Here is a 24,072-nt window from a genome sequence, read left to right on the forward strand (position 1 = left end):
GTCAGCGGCCGGTGATGCCCCGGAGGGCCCGGGCCGTCAGCAGCGCCGCCGTGGTCGCCTCGTAGCCCTTGTCCTCCCGCGAGCCGGGCAGGCCGGCCCGGTCGCGGGCCTGCTCGTCGGTGTCGCAGGTGAGCACGCCGAAGCCGATGGGGGTGCGGTGGTCGAGCGCGACCCGCGTCAGGCCGTCGGTCGCCGCCGAGCAGACGTAGTCGAAGTGCGGGGTGCCGCCCCGCACCACCACCCCGAGGGCGACCACCGCGTCGTACCCCTCCTCGGCCAGCGCGGCGGCCACGACGGGCAGCTCGAAGGTGCCCGGCACCCGGACGACGGTCGACTCCCCCACCTCGTGGGCGTCCAGTGCGCGCTCGGCCCCGGCCAGCAGGCCGTCCATCACCTCCAGGTGCCAGCTCGCCGCGACGACCGCGACGCGCAGGTCGCTGCAGTCGACCGGCTCGAGGACAGGTGCTCCGTGACCGCTCATCGCTGGTCCTCCTGGGTGGTGCTCGGGGCGGGCTGAACGGACGTCAGGCCCGGCAGGACGTGGCCCATCCGGTCGCGCTTGGTGCGCAGGTAGGCGAGGTTGTGGTCGTTCGGGTGCGGGGTCAGCGGCACCCGCTCGGCGACCGGCACGCCGAAGTCCTCGAGGCTGGAGACCTTCTCGGGGTTGTTGGTGAGGAGTCGCACGCTCCGCACGCCCAGGTCGCGCAGGACCTGGGTGGCCGTCCCGTAGTGCCGGGCATCGGCGGGCAGGCCCAGGTCGAGGTTGGCGTCGACGGTGTCCCGCCCGCCGTCCTGGAGCTGGTAGGCCTGCAGCTTGGCTACCAGGCCGATCCCCCGGCCCTCGTGGCCCCGCAGGTACACGACGACGCCCCGCCCCTCCTCCACGATCCGGGCCAGCGCCTCGTCCAGCTGGGGACCGCAGTCGCAGCGGTGGCTGCCGAAGACGTCGCCGGTCAGGCACTCCGAGTGCACCCGTGTCAGCACCGGCTCGTCCCCGGCCGAGCCCAGGTCACCGTGGACCAGCGCGATGTGCTCGGACCCGTCCACGGTGATCCGGTACCCGTAGGCCGTGAACTCGCCGTGCCTCGTCGGCAGGCGCGTCTCCGCGACCCGCTCGACGAGGTTCTCGTGCCGCCGTCGGTAGCGGACCAGGTCCTCGATCGAGATCATGGCGAGGCCGTGCTCGTCGGCGAACTCCCGCAGCTCCGGCGCCCGCTTCATCGTGCCGTCGTCGTTGACGACCTCCACGAGGACGCCGGCCGGGGTCAGCCCCGCCAACGTGGCCAGGTCGACCGCGGCCTCGGTGTGCCCGCGGCGCACCAGCACCCCGCCCTCGCGGTAGCGGAGCGGGAAGACGTGGCCGGGCCGGGTGATCTCCCACGGCTCGGTCGCGGAGTCCGCCAGCACGCGGACGGTGTGCGCCCGGTCCGCCGCCGAGATGCCCGTCGAGACCCCGTCGCGGGCGTCGACCGAAATCGTGTACGCGGTGCGCAGCCGGTCCTTGTTGTGGGGCGTCATGAGCGGGATCTCGAGCCGGTCGAGCATCTCGCCGGGCATCGGCACGCAGATCACCCCGCTGCTGTGCCGGATCGTCCAGGCCATGAGCTCCGGCGTCGCCCGGCTCGCGGCGAAGATGATGTCGCCCTCGTTCTCCCGGGTCTCGTCGTCGACCACGATCACCGCGCGCCCCGCGGCGATGTCCTCGATCGCCCGCTCGACGCTGTCGAGGCGGACGCTCGCGTGCTGCGGCGTGGCCGGGCCGGGGGCGCCCGTGCTGCTGGGGCTGCCGCCCGGGGTGCTGGCGGGGATGCTGGTCATGCGGCTGCTCCTTCGGCGATCAGCTCGGGGGTGCCTCCGCGCGTAGAGCGCTCGACGCGCCACCAGGCGAGGAAGCCGACGACGCAGAAGGCGCCGTAGAAGAGGTACATCGCCGCGGTGGGGTAGAACCCGGCCCGCAGCAGGGTGGCCACGCCGACGACGTCCACGGCGATCCACACCAGCCAGAACTCGACGTACCCGCGCGCCATGCCGTACGTCGCCAGCATCGAGCCGGCCAGGATCCACGCCTCGGTGGCCGGGCCCCAGGAGCCGAGCCGGCTGACCAGCAGGTACGCCGCGGCGTACCCGACGACGGCGAGGCCGAGCAGGCGCAGCCGCTCGGCCGGGCTCGCCCAGCGGGGCTCGACCGCCGGGCCGCCGCTGTCGCGGTTCGCCGCCCACCGCCACCAGCCGTAGGCGCTGAGCACGGCGAACATGACCTGGCGGCCGGCCTGGCCCCACAGCGGCTCGGTGACCGCTCCGCTCAGCTCGCCGCTGACGAAGACCGTGAAGAGCAGGACGTTGCCGACCAGCCCCACCGGCCAGGCCCACACCAGCCGGCTCATGCCGAGCAGCGCGCTCGCCAGGCCGAAGACGTTGCCGACCACCTCGGGCACCGACAGGTAGCCACCGCCCACGGCGATCTCGCCGTGCAGCAACCACTCGAGCATCAGGACGCCTCTCCGGTGGCGGCGCCGAGCCGGGCGCCGAGCAGCTTCTCGACGTGCTTGGCCAGCACGTCGACCTCGAGGTTGACCCGGTCGCCGGGGGCCCGCGTGCCGAGGGTGGTGCGCGCCAGCGTCTCGGGGATCAGGCTGACCGTGAACCAGTCCTCGGCCGCGTCGACCACCGTGAGGCTCACGCCGTCGACCGTGATCGACCCCTTCTCGACGAGGTAGCGCGACAGCCCCGCCGGCAACCCGACCCGGACCAGCTCCCAGTGGGCGCTGGCGGTCCGCTCGAGGACCTCGCCGACGCCGTCGACGTGGCCCTGGACGATGTGCCCGCCCAGGCGGGTCGCGGCCGTGACGGCCCGCTCGAGGTTGACCCGGTCGCCGGGGCGCACGCCGTGCAGGCTGGTCCGGTCGAGGGTCTCCTGCATCAGGTCGGCGGTCCAGGTGTCGGTGGTCCGCTCCGCCACGGTGAGGCAGCAGCCGTTGACGGCGATCGAGTCGCCCAGCGCGGCGTCCTCGAGGACGGTGGCGGCCCGGACGGTCAGCCGGACCGCGTCGCCCTGGTCCTCGACCGCGGCGACCGTGCCCAGCTCCTCGACGATCCCTGTGAACATCAGCGCTCCTCGCTGGCGTGGTGCGGCGCCATGGTGAGCCGCACGTCGGGCTGGTCGCCGGCGGCGACCGGCTCCAGCACGGTCACGTCGGTGACCGTGGGGCGGAACGCGCTGGCGATGGTGGTGATTCCGAGGTCGCCCACGGCGGACGCGCCCGCGCCGAGCAGGACGGGCGCGACGTAGGCGACGACCTCGTCGACCAGGCCCGCCCGCAGGAACGACGCGGCGAGCGTCGGGCCGCCCTCGAGGAAGACGTGCTGGCGGTCGTGCGCCCGCAGGGTGGCGAGCGCCTCGTGGGGGTCGCGGGTGCGCAGCAGGAGCGTCTCGGCCTGGCCGTCGAGGACGCGGCGCCCGGCGTCGAGCTCGCGCAGGCCCATGACGGCGCGCAGCGGCTGTCGGGCGAGCGGGACGTCGTCGGCGTCGCGGACGGTCAGCGCCGGGTCGTCGGCGAGCACCGTGCCGGTCCCGACGAGGACCACGTCGGCGCCGGCCCGGAGCCGGTGCACGTCGAGCCGGGAGGCGCGGCCGGAGATCCAGCGGCTGGTGCCGTCGGCGGCCGCGCTGCGGCCGTCGAGCGTCGTCGCGAGCTTCCAGGTGACGAACGGGCGTCCGTGCTCCACGGCGAAGGTCCAGCTGCGGTTGAGAGCGCGGGCGTCGTCCTCCAGCAGCCCGTGCTCCACGTCGATGCCGGCCGACCGGAGGGTCGCCCGACCGCCCGCGGCCACGGGGTTTGCGTCGGACTGGGCGAAGACCACCCGGCGCACGCCCGCTGCGACGAGCGCCTGCGCGCACGGGCCGGTGCGACCGGTGTGGTTGCACGGCTCGAGGGTCACGACCGCGGTCGTGCCGCGTGCCGCGGCACCCGCCTCCGCCAGCGCGTCGGCCTCGGCGTGCGGCGTACCGGCGCCGCGGTGGTGCCCCTCCGCGACGGTCGAGCCGTCGTCGGCGAGCAGGACGCAGCCCACGCGCGGGTTGGGCCCGAGCGGTACGCCGGGCGTGGCGGCGAGCTCGAGGGCGCGAGCCATCGCGCGGCGCTCCGCGTCGGTGAAGGTCATCGCCTGGCCCCTGGTCCTGTGTCCGGTGCGCTCACGGACTCCGGGGGCGACGGCGGCTCGGCACGTCGCGTGCCGTGACCACCTGCGTGCGCTTCCCATCCGGACTTTGACCGTCGGTCCAGGATTCCCACCTGGTCAACCGGTCACTGGCGGTGACCGGGTCGCGGACTTCTGAGCGGAGCGAGTGCGTCCGTCCAGTCACCGCCGGCTCGGAATTTCACCGACCCCAGAGCACGCGAGCGTGTTGCTCGTCTGGTGCGGCAGTCTGCCACAGCGGTCCGGCGCGGTCGCCGTGACCACGCCCACACCGCGGCGTGGCCCGCGCTCAGCTGCCGTAGACGGGCTCGGGCGCGGGGGCCTCCGTGATCAGCTCCCGGAGCACGCCGCCGACCTCGGTGGCCTCCCACCGCGAGCCCTTGTCCCGGGCCGGCCCGTGCGCCCAGCCGTTCTCGAGCGTCACCTTCCCGCCCTCGATCTCGATCACCCGGCCGGTCACGTCGCCCGCCTCCTCGGAGGCCAGCCACGCCACGACCGGGGAGTTGTCCTCGGGCTCGGGCATCGCCGAGGTGTCGAACGCGCCCTCGGTCATCCGGGTGCGGGCCACCGGGGCGATGGCGTTCACGGTCACGCCGTACCGGCCGAGCTCGGCCGCCGCGACCAGCGTGAGCCCGGCGATGCCCGCCTTGGCGGCGGAGTACGTCGCCTGGCCGATCGAGCCCTGGAGCCCGGCGCCCGAGGATGTGTTGACGACGCGGGCCGCCCGGGTGCGACCGGCCTTCGCCTCGCTGCGCCAGTACGCGCCGGCGTGGCGCAGCGGCGCGAAGTGTCCCTTGAGGTGCACGCGGACGACGGCGTCCCACTCCTCCTCGGAGGTGTTGACGAGCATCCGGTCGCGCACGAAGCCGGCGTTGTTGACGAGCACGTCGAGGCCGCCGAAGGTGTCGATCGCCTGCTGGACCATCGCCTCGGCAGCCGCGAAGTCCGCCACGTCGGCGCCGTTGACCACGGCCTCGCCACCCATCGCCTCGATCTCGGCGACCACCGACTCGGCCGGGGTCTCCCCGGTGCCGCTCTGCCCACTTCGTTGGCCGGCCAGGGAGACCCCGTAGTCGTTGACGACCACCTTGGCGCCGTGCCGGGCGAGCTCCAGGGCGTGCGCCCGGCCGATGCCGCGGCCGGCGCCGGTGACGATCGCGACGCGGCCGTCGAGGAGTGTGCTCATCAGGGTTGCTCCCTCAGGTGGGCGGACAGGAAGACGGGCGGCTCGCCGCCGCCGTGGCACTCGACGCGGGCGCCGGAGACGTAGGAGGCGAGGTCGCTGGCGAGGAAGGCCGCCACGTGGCCGACCTCCTCGGGTCGCGCCATCCGGCCCAGCGGGATGGTGCGCTCGATCGCGGCCACGCCGGCGTCGCCGCCGTAGTGGTCGTCGGTGTTCTCGGTGCGGCAGAGCCCGACGTCGATGGCGTTGACCCGGACCCGCGGGGCCCACTCGACCGCCAGCGACCGGGTGAGCGAGTCGAGGCCGGCCTTCGCCGCGCCGTACGCCGCGGTGCCCGGCGAGGGCCGCGTCGCGGAGACCGAGGAGATGTTGACGATCGCGCCGCCGGTGTCCTGCTGCTGCATCACCCGGTTCGCCGCCTGCGCGGCCACGAGCGGAGCGGACAGGTTGAGTCCGACGACCTTGTCGTGGAAGCGCGGCGAGGCGGTCGCCGCCTCCGCGTACGGCGCCCCTCCGGCGTTGTTGACCAGGACGTCGAGGCGTCCGTGGGAGGAGACGATGCCCTCGACGAGCTCCGCGACCGCGTCGGGGTCGCGCACGTCGCAGACCCGGTGGGTGGTCCCGGGGACCGGCGCCGAGGCGCTGCGGGCGCAGGTCACCACGGCTGCTCCGGCGGCGCGGAAGACGTGCGTGATGCCGAGCCCGATGCCCTTGGACCCGCCGGTCACCAGCACCACGCGCCCGGTGAGGTCGAGGGTGAGAGACATGGCCGCACCGTACCAAGCAAGTGCTAGGTTGGCATCCATGCCGACCACCTCGGAGCTCCGCGCGGACGGGATCCGCGTCATCACGATGGACCACCCACCGGTCAACGCGCTGACGGTGCAGGGCTGGTTCGACGTCGCGACCGCGCTCGACGAGGCGAGCCGCGACATGGGAACCCACGTGGTGGTGCTCCGGGCGGAGGGTCGCGGGTTCAACGCCGGCGTCGACATCAAGCAGATGCAGCACACCAGCGGCTTCGACGCGCTGATCGGCGCCAACAAGGGGTGCTACGCCGCCTTCAAGGCGGTCTACGAATGCGCGGTCCCCGTGGTCGCGGCGGTGCACGGCTTCTGCCTCGGCGGCGGGGTCGGCCTGGTCGGCAACGCCGACTGCGTGGTGGCCAGCGAGGACGCCTACTTCGGCGTGCCGGAGGTCAACCAGGGTGCGCTCGGCGCCGCGACCCACATGGCACGGCTGGTCCCCCAGCACCTGATGCGCACCCTCTACTTCACCGCGCGCACCATCAAGGCCGCCGACCTCGTCCAGCACGGGTCGGTGCTCGAGGTGGTCCCCCGGGAGCGCCTCGACGACGCCGCGATGGCCGTCGCCGGCGAGATCGCCGCCAAGGACACCCGGGTGGTCCGGGCCGCGAAGGAGGCGCTCAACGGCATCGACCCGGTCGACGTCCACAAGAGCTACCGGTTCGAGCAGGGCTTCACCTTCGAGCTCAACCTCGCCGGCGTCAGCGACGAGCTGCGGGACACCTTCGCCGGCACCGAGAAGGCCGCCGGCGGGACCGCCGGCACGGCCGCCACGAGCAAGGAGAGCACGTGAGCAAGGGACCCCGCGACAAGCGGATGACCATCGACGAGGTCGTCGCCGAGCTGCACGACGGCATGACCATCGGCATCGGCGGCTGGGGGCCGCGGCGCAAGCCGATGGCCCTGGTCCGGGCCATCCTCCGCAGCGACCTCAAGGACCTGACGATCGTCAGCTGGGGCGGCGCCGACGTCGGCCTGCTCGCCCGCGCGGGGAAGATCCGCAAGCTCGTCTTCGCCTTCGTCTCCCTCGACTCCGTCCCCCTGGAGCCGAGCTTCCAGAAGGCGCGCCAGGAGGGGTCGATCCCGGAGCTCGTCGAGCTCGACGAGGGGATGTTCCAGACCGGCCTGCGCGCGGCGGCGCAGCGGCTGCCGTTCCTGCCGATGCGGGCCGGCCTCGGGTCGGACGTGCTGGTCAACCAGCCGTGGATCACGACGGTCACCAGCCCGTACGACGGTCCGGACGGCGTGCGGGAGGAGCTGGTCGCCGTGCCGGCACTCCACCTCGACGTCGCGCTCGTCCACCTCAACCGCAGCGACCGGCACGGCAACGCGACGTACCTCGGGCCGGACCCGTACTTCGACGACCTCTTCTGCATGGCCGCGGACCGCGCGTTCGTCTCCTGCGAGCAGGTCGTCGACACCGCGGGGCTGACCGTCGACACGCCCGTCCAGCGGCTGCTGCTCAGCCGGATGATGGTCTCCGGCGTCGTGGAGACGCCGAACGGCGCGCACTTCACCACCTGCACGCCCGACTACGAGCGCGACGAGAGGTTCCAGCGCGCGTACGCCGCCGCGGCCGGCGGGTCCGACGAGGAGTGGGCCGCCTTCGAGGAGCGGTTCCTGTCCGGTGACGAGGACGCCTACCAAGCGGCGGTCGCCGCGTTCGCCGAGGAGGGCAAGTGAGCACCGTGACCCGTGCCGACGTCTGCGCGGCCGCCATCGCCGACGCCTTCCGCGACGACGGGGAGATCTTCGCCAGCCCGATGGGGATGCTGCCGATGCTCGGCGTGCGCCTGGCCAAGCTGACGTCCAACCCGGACCTGGTCATCAGCGACGGCGAGTCGCTCTTCCTCGCCGGCGTCCCGCCGCTCTTCGCCAAGGCCGACGTCGTCGAGGGTTGGATCCCCTTCCGCCGGGTCTTCGACGTCGTCGCGTACGGCAAGCGCCACGTGATGATGGGCGCCACCCAGGTGGACCGCCACGGCAACCAGAACATCTCCGCCATCGGCGACTGGGCCAGGCCGAAGCGGCAGCTGCTCGGCTCCCGCGGAGCGCCCGGCAACACGGTGAACAACCGGACGTCGTACTGGGTGCCCAAGCACTCCACCCGGGTCTTCGTCGAGCAGGTCGACATCGTCTCCGGCGTCGGCCCGAAGCGGGCGGCCGAGGCCGGCCCCGCCGCGGCCCGCTTCAACGACATCCACCGCATCGTCACCAACCTCGCCGTCCTCGACGTGCGCGGCGCGGACGACACCGTGCGGCTGCTCTCGGTCCACCCGGGCGTGAGCGTCGAGGAGGTCCGCGCGACCACCGGGTTCGAGCTGGAGGTGCCCGCCGACGTGGCCACCACCCGCGAGCCGAGCATGGAGGAGCAGGTCGTCATCCGCGAGGTGCTGGACCCCAAGGGACTGCGCTTCAAGGAGGTCCCGCAGCCGGAGGCAGCACAGGAGCGGAGCCGGTGATCGAGCAGCTGGTCCGCACGCCCCTCACCGACCTCACCGGCGTGCGGCACCCGGTCGTGCAGACCGGCATGGGCTGGGTCTCCGGCCCGCGCCTGGTGACCGGGACGGCGAACGCCGGCGGCCTGGGCATCGTCGCCAGCGCCACCATGACCTTCGCCGAGCTCGAGCAGGCCATCGTCGAGGTCAAGGGCCGCACCGACCAGCCGTTCGGCGTCAACCTGCGCGCCGACGCGAGCGACGCCGCCGACCGGTGCCGACTCCTGGTCGACCACGGCGTCAAGGTCGCCTCCTTCGCGCTCGCGCCGAAGCCGGAGCTGATCGCCATGCTCAAGGAGCACGGCGTCGTGGTGATGCCCTCGATCGGTGCGGCCAAGCACGCGGTCAAGGTGGCCTCCTGGGGCGCCGACGCCGTCATGGTGCAGGGCGGCGAGGGCGGCGGCCACACCGGCCCGGTGCCGACGACGCTGCTGCTGCCCACCGTCCTCGACGCCCTGCGCGACGCCGGCAGCGACATCCCGGTGGTGGCGGCCGGCGGCTTCTTCGACGGCCGGGGGCTCGCGGCCGCACTGACCTACGGCGCCGCGGGCGTCGGCATGGGCACGCGGTTCCTGCTGACCCGGGACAGCGCCGTCCCCGACGCGGTCAAGCGGCTCTACCTCGAGCGGGGGCTCACCGACACGGTGGTCACCGCGAAGGTCGACGGCATGCCGCACCGGATGCTGCGCACCGACCTCGTGGCGGAGCTCGAGGAGACCGGCGCCCTCAAGCGGCTCGGCCCGACCGTCCGCCGGACGCTGGAGTTCAAGCAGCAGTCCGGGATGAGCTGGGTCGGCCTGGCCCGGGACGGGCGGGCGATGCGCAAGGCCCAGGGCCGCACGCTGGCGCAGATGGCGTTGGCCGCCAACACGCCGATGATGCTGAAGGCCGGGCTCGTCGAGGGCGACACCGACGCCGGGGTGCTGGCCAGCGGCCAGGTCGTGGGGCTGATCGACGACCTGCCCACGTGCGAGCAGCTCATCGACCGGGTCGTCACCCGCGCCGCCGAGGAGCTGCGCCGGGGCGCGTCGTACCTCGTCGACGGGGGCGTCGACGGGGGCGTCGACGGGGGCTGAGCCTCCGCAACGGTCCGGACGGGCCGGGCGGGGCGGGCCGCTCAGCGCGGGGGCAGGTGCTCCAGCACGGTCCCCCGCGCCCCGCCCCACTGTCCGTCGGCCCGGAGCCGGTCGTAGATCTCGTACTCCGGCGCGAAGCGCTCCTCGAGCCGCGCCCGCACCGCGTCGGAGAGGTCGAGGTCGTCGCGGCGCAGGCTGGCGTTGGCGACCGGGAAGCTCAGCGTGCCGCCGAGCTTGTCGTTGAACCAGCCCTGCCAGACCTCGGCCGCCTCGTGGGCGAAGATCCGGTCGACGCCGACGGCGCCGTCGTGGCCCAGCACGAAGCGCGACGGACGGCCGGTGACCACGCCGTTCTCCGTCGAGCCGGCGAGGTAGGCCTCGGCGTACTCCTGGAAGGAGATGCCCCCGGTGTAGTTGCGCTTGAGCGGCCGCCCCTGGCGGCGCCGCAGCGCGTCGAGCTTCTCGGGCTCGAGGTGTTTGGGGTCGCTGCGGTAGCGCCACCACGAGTGCAGCCACGAGACCGGCTCGCGGAACAGCGTGACGACCTCGTAGGCGTCGCGCGGGTAGCCGGCCGCGCGGAGGAGGGGTCGCAGGTGCTTGTCGAAGGTGCGGTAGGTCATGTGCTTGAGGCGCGGGTGCTCGCGGGCCAGCATCTCGGCACGGGGCGCCAGCGTCCGCTGCAGCGAGGTCGAGGCGCACTTGGGGGCCGAGAGCACGACGAACCCGTGACCGGGCAGAGCAAGCATCCGTACCTCCTACAGATCCGACCTCGACACCCTACGCAACCCGCGCCGTCCCTAGACTGCCGCCATGAGCCAGCAGCAGGAGCCCCGCCGCGCGCGCCACCTGCTTGACCCGGCGAACCCTCGACCGCCGGCTCCGCGCCGTCCGAACGGCATGAGCATCGAGACGGTCCAGCGCTACGTGCTCTCCGCCCTGGCCGCGACCACGATCCTGCACCTGTCGGTCGGCCTGGTGATCGCAGGACTGGTGATCGACGACAGCGAGCGGGCCTCCCAGATCGGGCTGTGCGTGCTCGGCGGCGCCTTCGGCGTCATCGCGGTGGCGGCGGCGCTGGCCATCCACCGGCGCAACCCGCTCTCCCCGTGGCTGCTGGCCGGGACCCTGCCGGGCATCGTCGGCGTCTGGCTCGTCCTCCGCTGACCCGACCGACCCGCCGCCCTCAGAGGCGCTCGATGATCGTGACGTTGGCCTGCCCGCCGCCCTCGCACATCGTCTGCAGCCCGTAGCGGCCGCCCGTGCGCTCGAGCTCGTGCAGCAGCGTGGTCATCAGCCGGGTCCCGGTGGCGCCGATCGGGTGCCCCAGCGCGATGCCGCCGCCGTTGACGTTGACCTTGTCGTGCGGCACGCCGATCTCCGCCATCCACGCGAGCACCACGGACGCGAAGGCCTCGTTGCACTCGAAGAGGTCGATGTCGTCGACGGCGAGGCCGGTCCGCTCCAGCGCGTGGCGGGTGGCCCGGATCGGACCGGTCAGCATCCAGACCGGGTCGTCGCCGCGCACCCAGAGGTGGTGCACTCGGGCGCGGGGGGTGAGCCCGTGGTCGGCGACGGCACGGGCGGAGGCGACCAGCACCGCCGAGGACCCGTCGCAGATCTGCGAGGCCAGCGCCGCGGTGATCCGGCCGCCGGGCGCCAGCGGGTCGAGCGACGCCATCTTCTCCAGCGAGGTCTCGCGGGGGGTCTGGTCGGCGTCGAGCACGCTGCCGTCCTCGAGCGTGACGGGGGCGATCTCCCGCGCGAAGCGCCCCTCCGCGGCCGCGGCGAGCGCACGCTGGTGCGAGGCGAGGGCGTACTGCTCCATCTCCTCCCGGGACAGGTCCCACTTCTCGGCGATCATCTCAGCCGAGCGGAACTGGCTGACCTCCTCGTCGCCGAACCGCTGCTGCCACCCTGGCGACTCCGCGAACGGGGTGGAGAAGCCGTACTGCTGGCCCACGATCATGGCGGCGGAGATGGGGATCGCGCTCATGTTCTGCACTCCCCCGGCGACGACCAGGTCCTGGGTGCCGGACATCACCGCCTGCGCCGCGAAGTGGACCGCCTGCTGCGAGGAGCCGCACTGCCGGTCGATGGTGACGCCGGGGACGTGGTCGGGCAGGCCGGCGACCAGCCACGCCGTGCGGGCGACGTCGCCGGCCTGGGAGCCGATGGTGTCGCAGCACCCGAGGATGACGTCGTCGACCGCGCCCGGGTCCACGCCCGTCCGGGTCATCAGCGCCGCGATGGAGTGGGCGGCGAGGTCGGCGGAGTGCATCCCGGCCAGCGCACCGCCGCGCTTGCCGGTGGGGGTGCGCACCGCGTCGACGAGGTAGGCCTCGTGGGTCTTCAGCTCAGGCATGGGCGATCCCGTCCAGGAGGATGGTGAGGTACTGGTCGGCCACGGCGGTGTGAGTCAGCTTCCCACCGGGGCGGTACCACTTGACCGCGACCCAGACGGTGTCGCGGATGAAGCGGTAGGTCAGCTCGACGTCGAGGTCGGCGCGGAGGGCCCCGGAGCGGACCCCCTCGGTCAGCAGGGTGATCCAGACGTCGCGGGACTGGGCGTTGCGCTCGGCGAGGTAGCCGAAGCGGTCCAGGGTCCCGAGGTGGTCGGCGTCGTTCTGGAAGATCGCCACCTCGTGACGGTGCTGGTCGATCGCGGCGAAGGAGAGCCGGACCGCCCGCTCGATCTTGGTCCGCGCGTCGTCGTCGCTGCGGAGCACCTCGTCGTACGCCGCGAAGAGCTCCTCCTGGAAGGAGCTGAGGATCTCGTCGACCATCGACTCCTTGGAGTCGAAGTGGTGGTAGAGGCTCCCCGACAGGATGCCGGCGGCGTCCGCGATGTCGCGGACCGTCGTGTTCTTGAACCCGCGGTCGGCGAAGAGCCGCGCGGCGATGGCGAGCAGCTCCCCGCGCCGGTCGGTGCCGCGCTGGGGGGACGCTCGCTGGTCGGACGGGGGGAGGCCTCGGGTGGTCACGGCAGATCGTCTCAGGCCTGCTGGCTGCTCACGGCGACGACCTCACCGGTCATGTACGACGCGTAGTCGCTGGCCAGGAAGACCATCACGTTCGCGACCTCCCACGGCTCGGCGGCGCGGCCGAACGCCTCCCGCTGCTTGAGCTCGGCCAGCAGCTCGTCGGAGGTGACCTTCGCGAGGAACGGGTGCATCGCCAGGCTGGGCGAGACGGCGTTGACCCGGATGCCGTGGGGCGCCAGGTCGATGGCCGAGCACCGGGTCAGCGCCATCACGCCGGCCTTGGCGGCGGCGTAGTGCGCCTGGCCCTCCTGCGCCCGCCAGCCGATGACGGAGGCGTTGTTGACGATGACGCCCCGGGTGCCCGCCTCCACCATCCGCCGGCCGGCGGCGCGCACGCAGCGGAAGGTGCCGGTGAGGGTGATGTCGAGGACCCTGGACCACTCGTCGTCGGTCATCTCCAGCACGTCGGCGGTGCCGCCGAGACCGGCGTTGTTGACCATGACGTCGACGCCGCCGAGCTCATCGGCCACCTCGAGCAGCGCCGCGACCTGCGCCTCGTCGGTGACGTCGCAGACCTGCTGGCGGACCCGGTCGGCGCCGAACTCCGCGGCGAGGGCCTCCTCGGCCTCGGCGAGCCGGCGCGCGTGGGTGTCGCTGAAGACGACCGCGCGGGCCCCCTCCTCCAGCACCCGCCGGACGACGGCCGCGCCGATGCCGGCGCCGGCGGCCGCCGTCACGACCACCACCTTGTCGGCAAGGAGGTCGTGGCCCGGCACGTAGGAGGGGGCGGGCTGCTCGGGTCGGCGCTGCGGGGAGGTGGTCACGTGGTGCCCTTCGGCTCGCGGGGAAGGCCGAGCACGCGCTCGGCCAGGATGTTGCGCTGCACCTCGTCACTGCCGCCGTAGATGGAGTCGGCGCGGGCGAAAAGGAAGAGTCGCTGCCACTCGTCGAGCTCGTACGGCGCGCCTCGGGCGGTCAGCCCGTCGGGGCCGAGCACCTCCATGGCGACCTCGCCGAGGCGCTTGTGCCACGCCGCCCACACGAGCTTGAAGATCGACGCCGCTCCCCCGCCGGCGGCGGAGTCCTGCCCCCCGGTCACCCCGGCCAGGCCACGCACCGCCTGGCACCGCATGACGTCGAGCTCGACGGCCAGCGCGGCGAGCCGGTCGCGCAGCACCGGGTCCTCGAGCGCGCCGTTGGTGCGGGCGAGGTCGACGACGCCCGCGAGCTCGCGCTCGAAGCCGACCACCTGCCCGAGCACCGAGACGCCGCGCTCGAAGCCGAGCAGGCCCATGGCGACGGCCCACCCCTCCCCCGGCTGCCCGACGACCAGGTCGGCATCGGTGCGCGCGCCGGCGAGGAAGACCTCGTTGAACTCCGAGCCGCCCGTGAGCTGCTCGATGGGGCGCACCTCGACGCCTTCCTGCTCCAGCGGCACCAGGAGGAAGGAGAGGCCGTGGTGGCGCTTCGAGCCGGGCTCGGTGCGGGCGAGCACGAAGAGCCACTGGGAGAAGTGGGCGTTGGAGGTCCACACCTTCTGCCCGTCGAGCACCCACTGCTGCGCGCCGGGCTCGCCCTCGAGCCGGGCCCGGGTCTGCACGTTGGCGAGGTCGGAGCCGGCCCCGGGCTCGGAGTAGCCCTGCGCCCAGAGCTCCTCCACCCGGCGGATCGGCGGCAGGAACCGCTGCTGCTGCTCCGGCGTGCCGAAGGCCATCAGGGTGGGCCCCAGCAGCTCCTCCCCGAGGTGGTTGAGCCGCGCCGGGGCGTTCGAGCGGGCGTACTCCTCGTGGAAGATCACCTGCTGGGCGAGGCTGAGCCCGCGGCCTCCGTGCTCGGTCGGCCAGCCGACGCAGGTCCATCCGTGGGCCGCCAGGTGGCGGTTCCAGGCCAGCCGCTCGTCGACGGCCTCGTGGTCGCGTCCGGGGCCGCCCAGCCCGCGGAGGGCGCCGAAGTCACCGCGCAGGCTCTCCTCGAGGAAGGTCCGCACCTCGGTGCGAAACGCCTCGTCGTCGGCGGCAGAGGTGAGGTCCACGGGTGCTACAGTACCAAGCAATTGCTTGGTTGGCTCGGGCGGCTCCGCCCACCGACCCCGACCCGTCGCCGGAGGCCCGATGCCCGACACCATCCCGGCCGTGCTGCGTGCCGCGGCCGAGCGCTTCGGCGACCACCCGGCGTACGTCGAGGACGGCGTGGCGACCTCCTTCGCCGACCTCCTCGACCGCGTCCGGGCCGTCGCCCAGGGATACGTCGCGCTCGGGCTCCGCCCGGGTGACCGGGTCTGCCTCTGGGCCCCCAACAGCGTGGCGTGGGTGGTGGCCGGCCTCGCGGTGTCGTACGCCGGCGGCGTGCTCGTCCCGGTCAACTCCCGCTACACCGCGCACGAGGTCGTCGACCTCGTCGAGCGCACCGATGCACGGCTGGTGGTGGTCGAGGACGGGTTCCTGGGCCGCTCCCAGATCGGGGACCTGGAAGCGGCCGGCGACCTCACCGACGTGCGTGCAGTGCTCGACCTGCGCGCGATCGACGCGCTCGACCCGGGCGGGATCACGGTCGCCGACGTGGACGCGACCGCGGCAGCCGTCCGCCCCGGGGACGTCGCCGACGTCCTCTTCACCTCCGGCACCACCGGACGCAGCAAGGGCGCGATGTCGGCGCACCGCCAGACCGTCGGCGTCGCCCGCGCCTGGGGCGAGCTCGGTGGGGTCACCCACGAGGACCGCTACCTCGCGGTCAACCCGTTCTTCCACTCCTTCGGCTACAAGGTCGGCATCGTCACCGGCCTGGTGACCGGGGCGACGCTGCACCCGATGGCGACCTTCGACGTCGAGCGCACGATGGCGCTCGTCGAGTCGGAGCGGATCAGCGTGCTGCCCGGCGCGCCGACGATCTACCAGTCCCTGCTCAACGCGCCCGGTCGCACCGACCGTGACCTGTCCTCGCTCCGGCTCGCCGTCACCGGCGCCGCGGTCATCCCCGTGGTCCTCGTCGAGCGGATGCGGCAGCCGGCGCCCGAGGGGCTCGGCATCGACCAGGTCGTCACCGCGTTCGGGATGACCGAGGCCGTCGTGGTGACGATGTGCCGCGAGGGGGACCCTGCCGACCTGGTGGCCAGCACCTGCGGACGCGCGATCCCCGGCATGGAGACGCGCATCGACGCCCCGCACGGCGAGGCGGGCGAGCTGCTGGTCCGCGGTGAGTACGTCATGCTCGGCTACCTCGACGACGAGGCGGCGACCGCCGAGGCGATCGACGCCGACGGCTGGCTGCACACCGGCGACGTCGGCACGCTCGACGAGGCCGGGAACCTGCGCATCACCGACCGGCTCAAGGACATGTACATCTGCGGCGGCTTCAACGTCTACCCCGCGGAGGTGGAGCAGACCCTGAGCCGGCTCGACGGCGTGGCCGACGTCGCGGTCGTCGGCGTCCGCGACGAGCGGATGGGCGAGGTCGGAGCGGCGTACGTCGTGCGCGCGGCCGGCCCCGCGGGTGAGGCGCTCACTGCCGACGACGTCACGGCGTACTGCAAGGAGCGGCTCGCCAACTTCAAGGTCCCGCGGCGCGTGGAGTTCCTCGACGCGCTGCCGCGGAACCTGTCCGGCAAGGTGCTCAAGACCCAGCTCAGGAGCGAGTGAGAGATGGACCTGTCCCTGTCCGAGTCGGAGCTGGCCTTCCAGGCCGAGGCCCGCGCCTGGCTGGCGGCGAACGTGCCGTCCGAGCCGCTCCCGTCCATGGACACCGCCGAGGGCTGGGAGGCCCACCGGGCGTGGGAGGCGAGGCTGGCCGAGGCGCGCTGGTCGGTCGTCTCCTGGCCCCGGGACTACCACGGCCGCGAGGCCTCGCTGGTGGAGTGGGTGGTCTTCGAGGAGGAGTACTACCGCGCCGGCGCTCCCGGCCGCGTCTCGCAGAACGGCATCTTCCTGCTCGCGCCGATCATCTTCGACCACGGCACCCGCGAGCAGCAGGACCGCTTCCTGCCGGGGATGGCGACCGGGGAGCAGGTCTGGGCGCAGTGCTGGTCGGAGCCCGAGGCCGGCTCCGACCTCGCCTCGCTGCGGTCGACCGCCCGCCGAGACGAGGGCCGTGGGGGCTGGGTCCTCAACGGGCAGAAGACGTGGTCCTCGCGGGCGACCTTCGCCCACTGGGGCTTCGGGCTGTTCCGCTCCGACCCCGACGCGCAGCGCCACGCGGGCCTCACCTACTTCCTCTTCCCGCTCGACGCCGAGGGCGTCACGGTCCGGCCCATCGCCCAGCTCGACGGCGAGGCGGGCTTCGCGGAGGTCTTCTTCGAGGACGTCTTCGTCCCCGACTCCGACGTCCTCGGGGCGCCGGGTGACGGATGGCGGGTGGCGATGTCCACCGCCGGGAACGAGCGGGGCCTCTCCCTGCGCTCCCCCGGCCGGTTCTGCGCCGCCGCGGACCGGCTCCTCGACCTGTACGCCGAGCGCCGCGACGGGCTCGTGGAGCCCGTCGAGACGGCGTCGGCCCGAGTGGTCGACGCCTGGCTGCAGGCCCAGTCCTACCGGCTCTACACCTGGGGCACGGTGACCCGGCTCGCCGCCGGCGGCGAGATGGGCGCCGCGGGGTCGGTCAACAAGGTCTTCTGGTCCGAGCTCGACATCGCCCTGCACGAGACGGCGCTCGACCTGCTCGGCGCCGAGGCCGAGCTGCCGTCGCGGTGGCTGGACGGCTACATCTTCTCGCTCTCCGGGCCCATCTACGCGGGCACCAACGAGATCCAGCGCAACATCGTCGCCGAGCGGATCCTCGGCCTGCCCCGCGAACCGAAGGGGAGCCGACAGCAGAGCGAACCGAAGGGGAGCCGACAGCAGAGCGAACCGAAGGGGGCCGCCCGATGAGGTTCGTCCTGACCGAGGACCAGCGCGACTTCGGCGCGTCCCTCGACGCGCTCCTGGCCGCCGGCGACCCGGTGGGCGCTGCCCGCGCGTGGGCCGCCGGCGACACCGGCCCGGGGCTCGGCCTCTGGAAGCGCCTGGCCGACCAGGGCGTCACCGCGCTGCTGGTCCCCGAGGAGCACGGCGGGGTCGGCGCCGGCCCGGTGGAGATGGTCGTCGCCCTCGAGGCCATCGGCCGGCACGGCCTGCCCGGGCCGTGGGTGGAGTCGGTGGCCCACCTCCCGCTGGCGCTCGCCGACGGCGACCACCTCGCCGCGCTCGCGGGCGGGGCGGTCGGGACCGTGGCCGCGCCCCCGGAGGCGCCGTACGCGCTCGACGCGGACACCGCCGACCTGGTCCTGGTCGCGGACGGCTCCGCGATCTCCACCGCGACCGTCGGCGAGGTCCGGCAGTCGGTGGACCGGACGCGGCGGCTGGCCACCGTGCGCGCCGATGCCCCCGCCGCCGCGGCCGACCTGGTCACCGCCCGCGAGTCCGCGGTCCTCGCGACGTCCGCCCAGCTCCTCGGCTGCGGGGAGCGGATCCTCGCCGACGCGGTGACCTACGTGAAGCAGCGGCGCCAGTTCGGCCGGGAGATCGGGTCCTACCAGGCGGTCAAGCACGCCCTCGCCGACGTGCGCATCGCCCTCGACTTCGCCCGCCCGCTGGTCCACGGCGCGGCGCTCGGGGAGGTACCGGCGGCGGCGGCCAAGGTGGCGTGCGCCGACGCGGCGTACCTCGCCTCCCGCACGGGCCTGCAGGTGCACGGCGCGATCGGCTACACCGAGGAGTTCGACCTCAGCATCTGGCTGACCAAGGTGCGTGCGCTGGTCACCGCCTGGGGCACGCCGACGCAGCACCGCGCCGCGCTGCTCGGGACGCTGCTCGAGGGGCGGGCCGGCTGATGGAGGTGGCGCTCAGCGAGGAGCAGCAGCAGCTGTCCGACACGGTCCGGTCGCTGCTGGAGAAGCGGGGCGACGCCCGCGTCGAGCGGTACGACGAGCAGCTGTGGCGCACGCTGTGCGACCAGATCGGCGTCGCGGCGCTCGCGGTCCCCGAGGAGCTGGGCGGCGCCGGCTTCAGCCTGGTCGAGTCGTTCGTCGTCCTCGAGGAGGTGGGGCGGGCGCTCGTGCCCTCGCCGCTGCTGGCCTCGCTGGTGACGGCCGAGGCCCTCCTCGCCGGGGCCGACGAGGAGGGCCGCGAGCGACTGCTGCCCCGCCTGGCCGCCGGGGAGGTCGGAGCGTTCGTCGACGCGACCGGGGCTGGGACGGAGGGCGGTGCCAGCGTGGAGCGGGTGCTCGAGGGCGACCACGCCACCGTGCTCGTCGCCGCCACCGACGACGGCCTGTGGGAGCTCGACCCCGACGCCACGGACCGCCAGTGGACGCCGTCCATGGACCAGACCCTGCGGCTGGCGACCGTCACGGTCGACACCTCGCGCGCCACTCGCCTCGCCGCCGCTGCGACGGCCGCGGTCGACCGTGCCCGGCTCGTCGGCACGGCGGGCACCGCGGCCCTCCAGACCGGGTGCGCGGCGCGCGCGCTCGACATGACGGTCGGCTACAGCAAGGAGCGGGTCCAGTTCGGCCGTCCGATCGGCTCCTTCCAGGCGCTCAAGCACCGGATGGCGGACATGCTCGTGCTCGTGGAGATGTGCCGGTCGGCCTCGTGGGCGGCGGCGCACGCCGTGTCCGCCGGCGGGCCGGGCGCCTGGCGCCCGGTCCACGTCGCGAAGGCCTACTGCTCCGAGGCGCTCCTCGCCGTGGCCGCCGAGACGGTGCAGCTGCACGGCGGCATCGCCATCACCTGGGAGCACGACGCCCACCTGGTGCTCAAGCGCGCCCAGGCGCTGGGCCAGCTCCTCGGCTCCGCCCGCGAGCACCGGGCGTCGATCTCCCTCTGATACCCGGTTTCGGGGTGCGGCCAACCGGTGAGGGATCTCACCTCGCCACAACCCGCTCACCGGTCTCCCCCGGCCTTCCATCCCGCTGCCGCTCGGCTAGGTTCACCCCATGACCAGCGAGAACGACGCCCAGCAGAGCTACGAGCAGACCGAGTCCGCCGTCGGCCAGGACGCCGACTTCCCGGTGGGCATGGTCGCGAACCCCGTCCGCACCCGTATCTGAGGCCGGCGCCGTCCGCGGCGCGGGTCCATGAGGCCACCGATACCTGCACCGGCGGGATTGTCGGTGGCCTCTGGTGTGTTCTACCGACGATGACCCGCACCCATGCCGACCGCCTCCTCGACGTCCGCACGATCTTCCACGAGCGCGACGTGGCGTCGTACGCGCGCGGCGCCGAGATCCTCGCCCGGTTCCCCGACGCCGAGCGCGTGGAGGTCCTCTCGCACCAGGCGATCCCCGGCCTCTACGGCAACGAGGGGAACGTCGAGGACTGGGTGCGCAACAAGCGCGAGGTGCTGGTCCTCGGTGTGAAGAAGTCGCTGTCGGCGCGGCCGAACGGTCGCAGCTCCGACTTCATCGCGCCGTCGACGTCCAACGGGTGCGCGATGGCCTGCTCGTACTGCTACGTCCCGCGCCGCAAGGGCTTCGCCAACCCGATCACCGCCTTCGTCAACATCGAGCGGATCCTCGGCTACCTCGAGCGGCACGCCGGCCGCCAGGGTCCGAAGGCCGTCCCCAACCAGTGCGACCCCGTCGACTGGGTCTACGACCTCGGGGAGAACGGCGACTGCTCGGTCGACGCGCTCTTCAGCGACAACGTGCGGGACCTGGTCGACCTCTACGCCCGGCTCGACGGCGCCAAGGCGAGCTTCGCGACCAAGTTCGTCAACCGCGACCTGCTCGAGTGGGACCCTCGGGGCGGCACCCGCGTGCGGTTCTCGCTGATGCCGGCCGAGATGTCGAAGCGGATCGACCTGCGCACCTCCCGCATCTCCGAGCGGATCGCCGCGATCGACGACTTCGTTGAGGCCGGCTACGAGGTGCACCTCAACTTCAGCCCGGTGGTGGTGCACGAGGGCTGGAAGGCCGAGTGGGCGGAGCTGCTCGAGCAGGTGGCCGACGGCATCGGCGAGAAGGCCAAGGCCCAGCTCGCCTGCGAGATCATCTTCCTCACCCACAACGAACAGCTCCACGAGGTGAACCTGGGCTGGCACCCCCGCGGTGAGGAGCAGCTGTGGCGCCCCGACCTCCAGCAGCGCAAGCGCAGCGAGAGCGGGCAATGGAACGTGCGCTACAAGTCGGCCTGGAAGGGCCGGTGGGTCGCCGAGCTGCGGGAGATGGTGGAGCAGACGCTCCCCACCTGCCGGATCCGCTACGCCTTCTGAGCGCTCGTCACGGGCGCGGGTGCGGGTCGTGGCGGTGGCCGGGGTCCGCGGCGAGGGCGCGCTCGAGGATGTCGTAGACCAGCGCGGCCTTGCGGTTGTTGTAGGCCATCACGTCGGTGAACGACTCCTCGACCGCCAGGCGCTGCTTGAGCGCGCCGTAGGCGGCACGGTCGTCGGGGTGGCGGCGCAGCCAGTCGCGGAAGAGCAGGTGGCGCTGGGGCTCGCGGGCGCCCGGGCCGAAGACGTGCAGGTTCGTCCGCGGCCGCTCGCCGTGGAACATGCGGTGCTGCTCCCACTGCGGCTCGCGGACACGGAGCACGAAGCCCGCCGCCTCGAGGGCGGGCAGGTAGGCGTCCTCGTCGGCCGGGTCGGTGACCACGAGGTCGACGTCGATCACCGGCTTGGCAGCCAGCCCGGGCACCGCCGTCGAACCCACGTGCTCGACGGCGAGCGCCCGCTCGCCCAGGGCGGCGCGCACCCGCTCCTCGACCAGGGCGTACGCCGCGGGCCAGGCCGGGTCGGGAGGCGCGACCACGACGGGGGCGGTCGGGCGGGGACCGACGCGGACCGACGCGACCTCGGCGAGGTCCGCGAGCTCGAAGGGCCGCCAGAGCGGATGGGTCGCGGTCACAGCCGCCGGACGCTACCGGCCGGGGCGGGTGGTGCGGTACTGGCCGCGGTAGAACAGCAGCGGGTCCTCGCCGTCGGAGCCGTCGGTCTCGAGGCTCAGCACGCGGCCGATGACGACCCAGTGGTCCCCGGCCTCGTGCACGGCGTGGACGGCGCAGTCGACGTGGGCGAGGGTGCCCTCGAGCACCGGCGAGCCCGTGCTGTCCGACGGGTGCCAGGCCACACCCGCGAACTTGTCCGCGCCGCGGCTGGCCATCTGGTTCGAGAGCTCGGCCTGGTCGGCCTCGAGGAAGTTGACGCAGAAGCGGCCGGCGCGCTGGATGAGCGGCCACGCCCGGGAGGTCTTCGCCGGGACGAAGAGCACGAGCGGCGGGTCGAGGGAGACGCTGGAGAACGACTGGCACGTCATCCCGACCGGCTCGCCGCCGCTCATCGTCGTCACCACGGTCACCCCGGAGGCGAACCGGCCGAGGACGTCGCGGAAGTGGCGGGCCGCCGACTGGGCCGCCGGGTCGTCCGCCGGCACGGGGGCGCCCTCGGCGGGGCCGAGCGGCTCCACGTCGTACGCCGCGTCGCCGAGCCAGGACTCGATCAGCTCGGGGCTCGGCCAGGTCTCACGGGCGTTGGGGTTCATGCCCTCCGGGACGTCCGGAGCGGCCTCCGAGTGGCGGGACACGGCGTCCACGCTAGCCACTACTGGCCACCGCCGAAGTCGTGGCCCCAGTACGACACCGCCGTGGACTCCCGCGCGACCCACTTCCCGTCGTCGACCTGGAGCCCGTCGGTGCCGAACTCGACGTCGAAGCCGCCGGGCGACTTGACGTAGAAGGAGACCATCTCGTCGTTCATGTGCCGCCCGAGGGTGGCCGACAGCGGCGCCTTGTACTTGCGGACCCGCTCCAGGGCCCGCCCGACGTGGTCGAGCTCGTCCACCTCGAGCATGATGTGGACGCACTTGGCCGGGTTGGGCATCGGCAGGAACGCCAGCGAGTGGTGGCGCGGGTTCACGCCGAGGAAGCGCAGCCAGACCTTGCTGCCCGGCTCCTTGCCCACGAACTCCCCCGGCATGCTCATCGAGTCGCGCAGCCGGAAGCCGAGGACGTCGGTGTAGAACCGCAGCGCCTCCACGTCGTCGAGCACGGGGATGACGATGTGGCCCATCCCCTGGTCGCCCGTGACGAAGTTCGCGGCGTACGGCGTGACCACCGGTCGGGCCTCGTAGGTGATGCCGTGGAAGAGCTCGAAGACGTTGTCCCACGGGTCGCGGAACCGGATCAGCTCCTGCACGCGGCGCTCGTCGAGCTCCTCCCTGGTGCCCTCCTCGACCTCCACCCCCGCTTTCTGCAGGTGCTCGCGCGCGTCCTGCAGCGCCCGGTGGTCGGCCAGCTCCCAGCCGGTCGCCTCGAGCCGGTCGACGTCGGCCGGGACGACGACGAGCCGGGCGGAGACCTGGTCGATCCGCCAGTACTGGTGGTCGGGGTGCGGGCCCCTCCCCTCGGCGAGGCCCAAGACCTTGCCGGCGAAGACCTTCCACTGCTCCAGGTCGGTGCTGGCCACGCGCACGTAGCCCATGCTCTTGATCTCGATCGTCACGCGGGGGCCTCCGATCGGCGCGGTCGTTCGACGTGTCGGGAGAGGAACGCCGTGGTGATCTCGGCGAACTCCTCGGCCGCCTCGATCTGTGCCCAGTGCCCGCAGTTGGGGAAGACGTGCAGCTGGGCCTTGGGGATGAGCTTGAGCGCGACCATCGCCCCGTCGAGCGGGTTGACCCGGTCCTCCCGGCCCCAGGTGAGCAGCGTGTGCTTGCGCAGGCGGTGCGCCTCACGCCAGAGCATGCCGTCCTCGGCCGTCTCGGGGTTCCAGAACGACATGCCCATCGAGCGCATCGCCTCCTGCGCGCCCGGCGCGGTGGCGTCGCGGAACCGCTCCTCGACGAGCTCGTCGGTGACCAGCGACTGGTCGACCACCATGGTGGAGATGAACGCCCGCAGCTTCTCCCGGGTGGGGTCGGCGCCGAAGTCCATCAGCCGCTGCACCCCCTCGGTGGGGTCGGCGTGGAAGAGGTTGAGCGAGAGGCCACCGGGCCCCATCAGCACCAGCCGGCCGACCCGGTCGGGGTGCTCGAGGGCCAGCCGCATCGCCGTACCGCCACCGAGGCTGTTGCCGAGCAGGTGGACCCGCTCGATGCCGAGCTCGTCGAGGAGCGCGACGACGTGGTCGGCGGCGAACCGGTAGTAGTTCCCGACGACCGGAGGCTTGTCGGACCCGCCGAAGCCCGGCTGGTCGACCAGCAGGGTCCGGAACGTGCCGGCGAAGTGCGGGAGCGCCGGGCCGAAGTTGCTCCACGCGGACGCGCCGGGGCCGCCGCCGTGCAGCATGAGCAGCGGCAGGCCGCCGCCCACCTCCGCACCGCCGTCGGTCGAGCCCGTCGAGGCCTCGGGTCCCGCCTCGTAGTAGTTGAGCGTCAGGTCGCCGGCCTTGGCCGAGCGACGGACGTCGTCCTGGGCGAGCTCCACG

Annotated in this window: 26 protein-coding genes and 1 riboswitch; of the genes, 10 read left to right on the forward strand and 16 right to left on the reverse strand. The window is 73.4% G+C overall.

Features of this window, described 5'->3' with window-relative positions:
• Window position 1 precedes the first annotated feature (1 nt).
• The 7 genes from ribH to ACSMHG_RS00240 all read right to left on the reverse strand — a co-directional run bounded on the left by ribH (window position 2) and on the right by ACSMHG_RS00240 (window position 6,147).
• Complete coding sequence (ribH, locus tag ACSMHG_RS00210; protein ID WP_435741302.1) at window positions 2–481, reverse strand: 6,7-dimethyl-8-ribityllumazine synthase; 480 nt, start codon at window positions 479–481, stop codon at window positions 2–4.
• Entirely contained in the window at window positions 478–1,818 is a 1,341-nt protein-coding gene (locus ACSMHG_RS00215; protein ID WP_435741303.1) for a bifunctional 3,4-dihydroxy-2-butanone-4-phosphate synthase/GTP cyclohydrolase II, read from the reverse strand. Before ACSMHG_RS00215 ends, ribH begins: the two co-directional genes overlap by 4 nt.
• Complete coding sequence (gene pnuC, locus ACSMHG_RS00220) at window positions 1,815–2,489, reverse strand: nicotinamide riboside transporter PnuC (protein ID WP_435741304.1); 675 nt, start codon at window positions 2,487–2,489, stop codon at window positions 1,815–1,817. The genes ACSMHG_RS00215 and pnuC overlap by 4 nt, the downstream gene beginning before the upstream one ends.
• Window positions 2,489–3,106: a riboflavin synthase gene (locus ACSMHG_RS00225; protein WP_435741305.1), complete on the reverse strand. Its 618-nt coding sequence runs from the start codon at window positions 3,104–3,106 to the stop codon at window positions 2,489–2,491. The genes pnuC and ACSMHG_RS00225 overlap by 1 nt, the downstream gene beginning before the upstream one ends.
• Entirely contained in the window at window positions 3,106–4,161 is a 1,056-nt protein-coding gene (gene ribD / locus ACSMHG_RS00230; protein ID WP_435741306.1) for a bifunctional diaminohydroxyphosphoribosylaminopyrimidine deaminase/5-amino-6-(5-phosphoribosylamino)uracil reductase RibD, read from the reverse strand. The genes ACSMHG_RS00225 and ribD overlap by 1 nt, the downstream gene beginning before the upstream one ends.
• Window positions 4,162–4,243: 82 nt before the next feature.
• A riboswitch (FMN riboswitch) is annotated at window positions 4,244–4,400 on the reverse strand.
• Between the two features lie 86 nt (window positions 4,401–4,486).
• Window positions 4,487–5,383, reverse strand: a complete 897-nt coding sequence (locus tag ACSMHG_RS00235; RefSeq protein WP_435741307.1) for an SDR family oxidoreductase — start codon at window positions 5,381–5,383, stop codon at window positions 4,487–4,489.
• A complete protein-coding gene (locus tag ACSMHG_RS00240; RefSeq protein ID WP_435741308.1) occupies window positions 5,383–6,147 on the reverse strand; it encodes an SDR family oxidoreductase in 765 nt (254 codons plus the stop codon). Before ACSMHG_RS00240 ends, ACSMHG_RS00235 begins: the two co-directional genes overlap by 1 nt.
• A gap of 37 nt (window positions 6,148–6,184) precedes the next feature.
• Here ACSMHG_RS00240 and ACSMHG_RS00245 point away from each other — a divergent pair, with 37 nt between their 5' ends.
• The 4 genes from ACSMHG_RS00245 to ACSMHG_RS00260 are packed head-to-tail and all read left to right on the forward strand — an operon-like array spanning window position 6,185 to window position 9,760.
• Complete coding sequence (locus ACSMHG_RS00245; RefSeq protein ID WP_435741309.1) at window positions 6,185–6,979, forward strand: enoyl-CoA hydratase family protein; 795 nt, start codon at window positions 6,185–6,187, stop codon at window positions 6,977–6,979.
• The gene (locus ACSMHG_RS00250) at window positions 6,976–7,869 is read left to right on the forward strand and encodes a CoA transferase subunit A (RefSeq protein WP_435741310.1); all 894 of its coding nucleotides are present in this window, start codon (window positions 6,976–6,978) and stop codon (window positions 7,867–7,869) included. Before ACSMHG_RS00245 ends, ACSMHG_RS00250 begins: the two co-directional genes overlap by 4 nt.
• The gene (locus ACSMHG_RS00255) at window positions 7,866–8,648 is read left to right on the forward strand and encodes a CoA-transferase subunit beta (RefSeq protein ID WP_435741311.1); all 783 of its coding nucleotides are present in this window, start codon (window positions 7,866–7,868) and stop codon (window positions 8,646–8,648) included. The genes ACSMHG_RS00250 and ACSMHG_RS00255 overlap by 4 nt, the downstream gene beginning before the upstream one ends.
• On the forward strand, window positions 8,645–9,760 hold the full coding sequence (locus ACSMHG_RS00260) for an NAD(P)H-dependent flavin oxidoreductase (protein ID WP_435741312.1): 1,116 nt from the start codon (window positions 8,645–8,647) through the stop codon (window positions 9,758–9,760). The genes ACSMHG_RS00255 and ACSMHG_RS00260 overlap by 4 nt, the downstream gene beginning before the upstream one ends.
• Before the next feature lie 41 nt (window positions 9,761–9,801).
• On the opposite strand, the gene ACSMHG_RS00265 is transcribed toward ACSMHG_RS00260, so the two are convergent.
• Window positions 9,802–10,506, reverse strand: a complete 705-nt coding sequence (locus ACSMHG_RS00265) for a hypothetical protein (protein ID WP_435741313.1) — start codon at window positions 10,504–10,506, stop codon at window positions 9,802–9,804.
• A gap of 64 nt (window positions 10,507–10,570) precedes the next feature.
• On the opposite strand from ACSMHG_RS00265, the gene ACSMHG_RS00270 reads away from it, so the two are divergent.
• Complete coding sequence (locus ACSMHG_RS00270; protein WP_435741314.1) at window positions 10,571–10,924, forward strand: hypothetical protein; 354 nt, start codon at window positions 10,571–10,573, stop codon at window positions 10,922–10,924.
• A gap of 19 nt (window positions 10,925–10,943) precedes the next feature.
• On the opposite strand, the gene ACSMHG_RS00275 is transcribed toward ACSMHG_RS00270, so the two are convergent.
• From ACSMHG_RS00275 to ACSMHG_RS00290, 4 genes are read right to left on the reverse strand one after another with little or no spacing between them, the layout of a single operon-like run.
• Window positions 10,944–12,122: an acetyl-CoA C-acetyltransferase gene (locus ACSMHG_RS00275; protein WP_435741315.1), complete on the reverse strand. Its 1,179-nt coding sequence runs from the start codon at window positions 12,120–12,122 to the stop codon at window positions 10,944–10,946.
• Window positions 12,115–12,741: a TetR/AcrR family transcriptional regulator gene (locus ACSMHG_RS00280; protein WP_435741316.1), complete on the reverse strand. Its 627-nt coding sequence runs from the start codon at window positions 12,739–12,741 to the stop codon at window positions 12,115–12,117. The genes ACSMHG_RS00275 and ACSMHG_RS00280 overlap by 8 nt, the downstream gene beginning before the upstream one ends.
• An 11-nt stretch (window positions 12,742–12,752) precedes the next feature.
• Window positions 12,753–13,565 carry an SDR family oxidoreductase gene (locus ACSMHG_RS00285; RefSeq protein ID WP_435741317.1) on the reverse strand — a complete coding sequence of 271 codons (813 nt, stop codon included), beginning with the start codon at window positions 13,563–13,565 and terminating at the stop codon, window positions 12,753–12,755.
• Window positions 13,562–14,773, reverse strand: a complete 1,212-nt coding sequence (locus ACSMHG_RS00290) for an acyl-CoA dehydrogenase family protein (protein ID WP_435741318.1) — start codon at window positions 14,771–14,773, stop codon at window positions 13,562–13,564. Before ACSMHG_RS00290 ends, ACSMHG_RS00285 begins: the two co-directional genes overlap by 4 nt.
• Before the next feature lie 79 nt (window positions 14,774–14,852).
• Here ACSMHG_RS00290 and ACSMHG_RS00295 point away from each other — a divergent pair, with 79 nt between their 5' ends.
• From ACSMHG_RS00295 to ACSMHG_RS00315, 5 genes are all read left to right on the forward strand, one after another.
• Window positions 14,853–16,376, forward strand: a complete 1,524-nt coding sequence (locus ACSMHG_RS00295) for a FadD3 family acyl-CoA ligase (RefSeq protein ID WP_435741319.1) — start codon at window positions 14,853–14,855, stop codon at window positions 16,374–16,376.
• A 3-nt stretch (window positions 16,377–16,379) separates the two neighbouring features.
• Window positions 16,380–17,600: an acyl-CoA dehydrogenase family protein gene (locus ACSMHG_RS00300; protein WP_435741320.1), complete on the forward strand. Its 1,221-nt coding sequence runs from the start codon at window positions 16,380–16,382 to the stop codon at window positions 17,598–17,600.
• Window positions 17,597–18,541 (forward strand): acyl-CoA dehydrogenase family protein, encoded by a 945-nt coding sequence (locus ACSMHG_RS00305; RefSeq protein WP_435741321.1) that lies wholly within the window; start codon window positions 17,597–17,599, stop codon window positions 18,539–18,541. Before ACSMHG_RS00300 ends, ACSMHG_RS00305 begins: the two co-directional genes overlap by 4 nt.
• Complete coding sequence (locus ACSMHG_RS00310; protein ID WP_435741322.1) at window positions 18,541–19,539, forward strand: acyl-CoA dehydrogenase family protein; 999 nt, start codon at window positions 18,541–18,543, stop codon at window positions 19,537–19,539. The genes ACSMHG_RS00305 and ACSMHG_RS00310 overlap by 1 nt, the downstream gene beginning before the upstream one ends.
• Before the next feature lie 312 nt (window positions 19,540–19,851).
• Window positions 19,852–20,925: a spore photoproduct lyase family protein gene (locus ACSMHG_RS00315; RefSeq protein WP_435741323.1), complete on the forward strand. Its 1,074-nt coding sequence runs from the start codon at window positions 19,852–19,854 to the stop codon at window positions 20,923–20,925.
• A 7-nt stretch (window positions 20,926–20,932) separates the two neighbouring features.
• On the opposite strand, the gene ACSMHG_RS00320 is transcribed toward ACSMHG_RS00315, so the two are convergent.
• Genes ACSMHG_RS00320 through hsaD form a run of 4 tightly spaced genes read right to left on the reverse strand, consistent with a single transcriptional unit; the run spans window position 20,933 to window position 24,071 of the window.
• Window positions 20,933–21,556 carry a GrpB family protein gene (locus ACSMHG_RS00320; RefSeq protein WP_435741324.1) on the reverse strand — a complete coding sequence of 208 codons (624 nt, stop codon included), beginning with the start codon at window positions 21,554–21,556 and terminating at the stop codon, window positions 20,933–20,935.
• Between the two features lie 12 nt (window positions 21,557–21,568).
• Entirely contained in the window at window positions 21,569–22,231 is a 663-nt protein-coding gene (locus tag ACSMHG_RS00325; protein WP_435741325.1) for a flavin reductase family protein, read from the reverse strand.
• A gap of 17 nt (window positions 22,232–22,248) precedes the next feature.
• The gene (gene hsaC, locus ACSMHG_RS00330) at window positions 22,249–23,148 is read right to left on the reverse strand and encodes an iron-dependent extradiol dioxygenase HsaC (RefSeq protein WP_435741326.1); all 900 of its coding nucleotides are present in this window, start codon (window positions 23,146–23,148) and stop codon (window positions 22,249–22,251) included.
• A complete protein-coding gene (gene hsaD / locus ACSMHG_RS00335; RefSeq protein WP_435741327.1) occupies window positions 23,145–24,071 on the reverse strand; it encodes a 4,5:9,10-diseco-3-hydroxy-5,9,17-trioxoandrosta-1(10),2-diene-4-oate hydrolase in 927 nt (308 codons plus the stop codon). The genes hsaC and hsaD overlap by 4 nt, the downstream gene beginning before the upstream one ends.
• Between the last annotated feature and the right edge of the window lies 1 nt (window position 24,072).

It is taken from the genome of Nocardioides ureilyticus, from assembly GCF_051280745.1.
Taxonomy (GTDB): domain Bacteria; phylum Actinomycetota; class Actinomycetes; order Propionibacteriales; family Nocardioidaceae; genus Nocardioides.

Coding starts and splice junctions, on each gene's coding strand:
- ribH (WP_435741302.1), bottom strand. CDS start 481: ATGAGCGGTCACGGAGCACCTGTCCTCGAGCCGGTCGACTGCAGCGAC.
- ACSMHG_RS00215 (WP_435741303.1), bottom strand. CDS start 1,818: ATGACCAGCATCCCCGCCAGCACCCCGGGCGGCAGCCCCAGCAGCACG.
- pnuC (WP_435741304.1), bottom strand. CDS start 2,489: ATGCTCGAGTGGTTGCTGCACGGCGAGATCGCCGTGGGCGGTGGCTAC.
- ACSMHG_RS00225 (WP_435741305.1), bottom strand. CDS start 3,106: ATGTTCACAGGGATCGTCGAGGAGCTGGGCACGGTCGCCGCGGTCGAG.
- ribD (WP_435741306.1), bottom strand. CDS start 4,161: ATGACCTTCACCGACGCGGAGCGCCGCGCGATGGCTCGCGCCCTCGAG.
- ACSMHG_RS00235 (WP_435741307.1), bottom strand. CDS start 5,383: ATGAGCACACTCCTCGACGGCCGCGTCGCGATCGTCACCGGCGCCGGC.
- ACSMHG_RS00240 (WP_435741308.1), bottom strand. CDS start 6,147: ATGTCTCTCACCCTCGACCTCACCGGGCGCGTGGTGCTGGTGACCGGC.
- ACSMHG_RS00245 (WP_435741309.1), top strand. CDS start 6,185: ATGCCGACCACCTCGGAGCTCCGCGCGGACGGGATCCGCGTCATCACG.
- ACSMHG_RS00265 (WP_435741313.1), bottom strand. CDS start 10,506: ATGCTTGCTCTGCCCGGTCACGGGTTCGTCGTGCTCTCGGCCCCCAAG.
- ACSMHG_RS00270 (WP_435741314.1), top strand. CDS start 10,571: ATGAGCCAGCAGCAGGAGCCCCGCCGCGCGCGCCACCTGCTTGACCCG.
- ACSMHG_RS00275 (WP_435741315.1), bottom strand. CDS start 12,122: ATGCCTGAGCTGAAGACCCACGAGGCCTACCTCGTCGACGCGGTGCGC.
- ACSMHG_RS00295 (WP_435741319.1), top strand. CDS start 14,853: ATGCCCGACACCATCCCGGCCGTGCTGCGTGCCGCGGCCGAGCGCTTC.
- ACSMHG_RS00300 (WP_435741320.1), top strand. CDS start 16,380: ATGGACCTGTCCCTGTCCGAGTCGGAGCTGGCCTTCCAGGCCGAGGCC.
- ACSMHG_RS00305 (WP_435741321.1), top strand. CDS start 17,597: ATGAGGTTCGTCCTGACCGAGGACCAGCGCGACTTCGGCGCGTCCCTC.
- ACSMHG_RS00310 (WP_435741322.1), top strand. CDS start 18,541: ATGGAGGTGGCGCTCAGCGAGGAGCAGCAGCAGCTGTCCGACACGGTC.
- ACSMHG_RS00315 (WP_435741323.1), top strand. CDS start 19,852: ATGACCCGCACCCATGCCGACCGCCTCCTCGACGTCCGCACGATCTTC.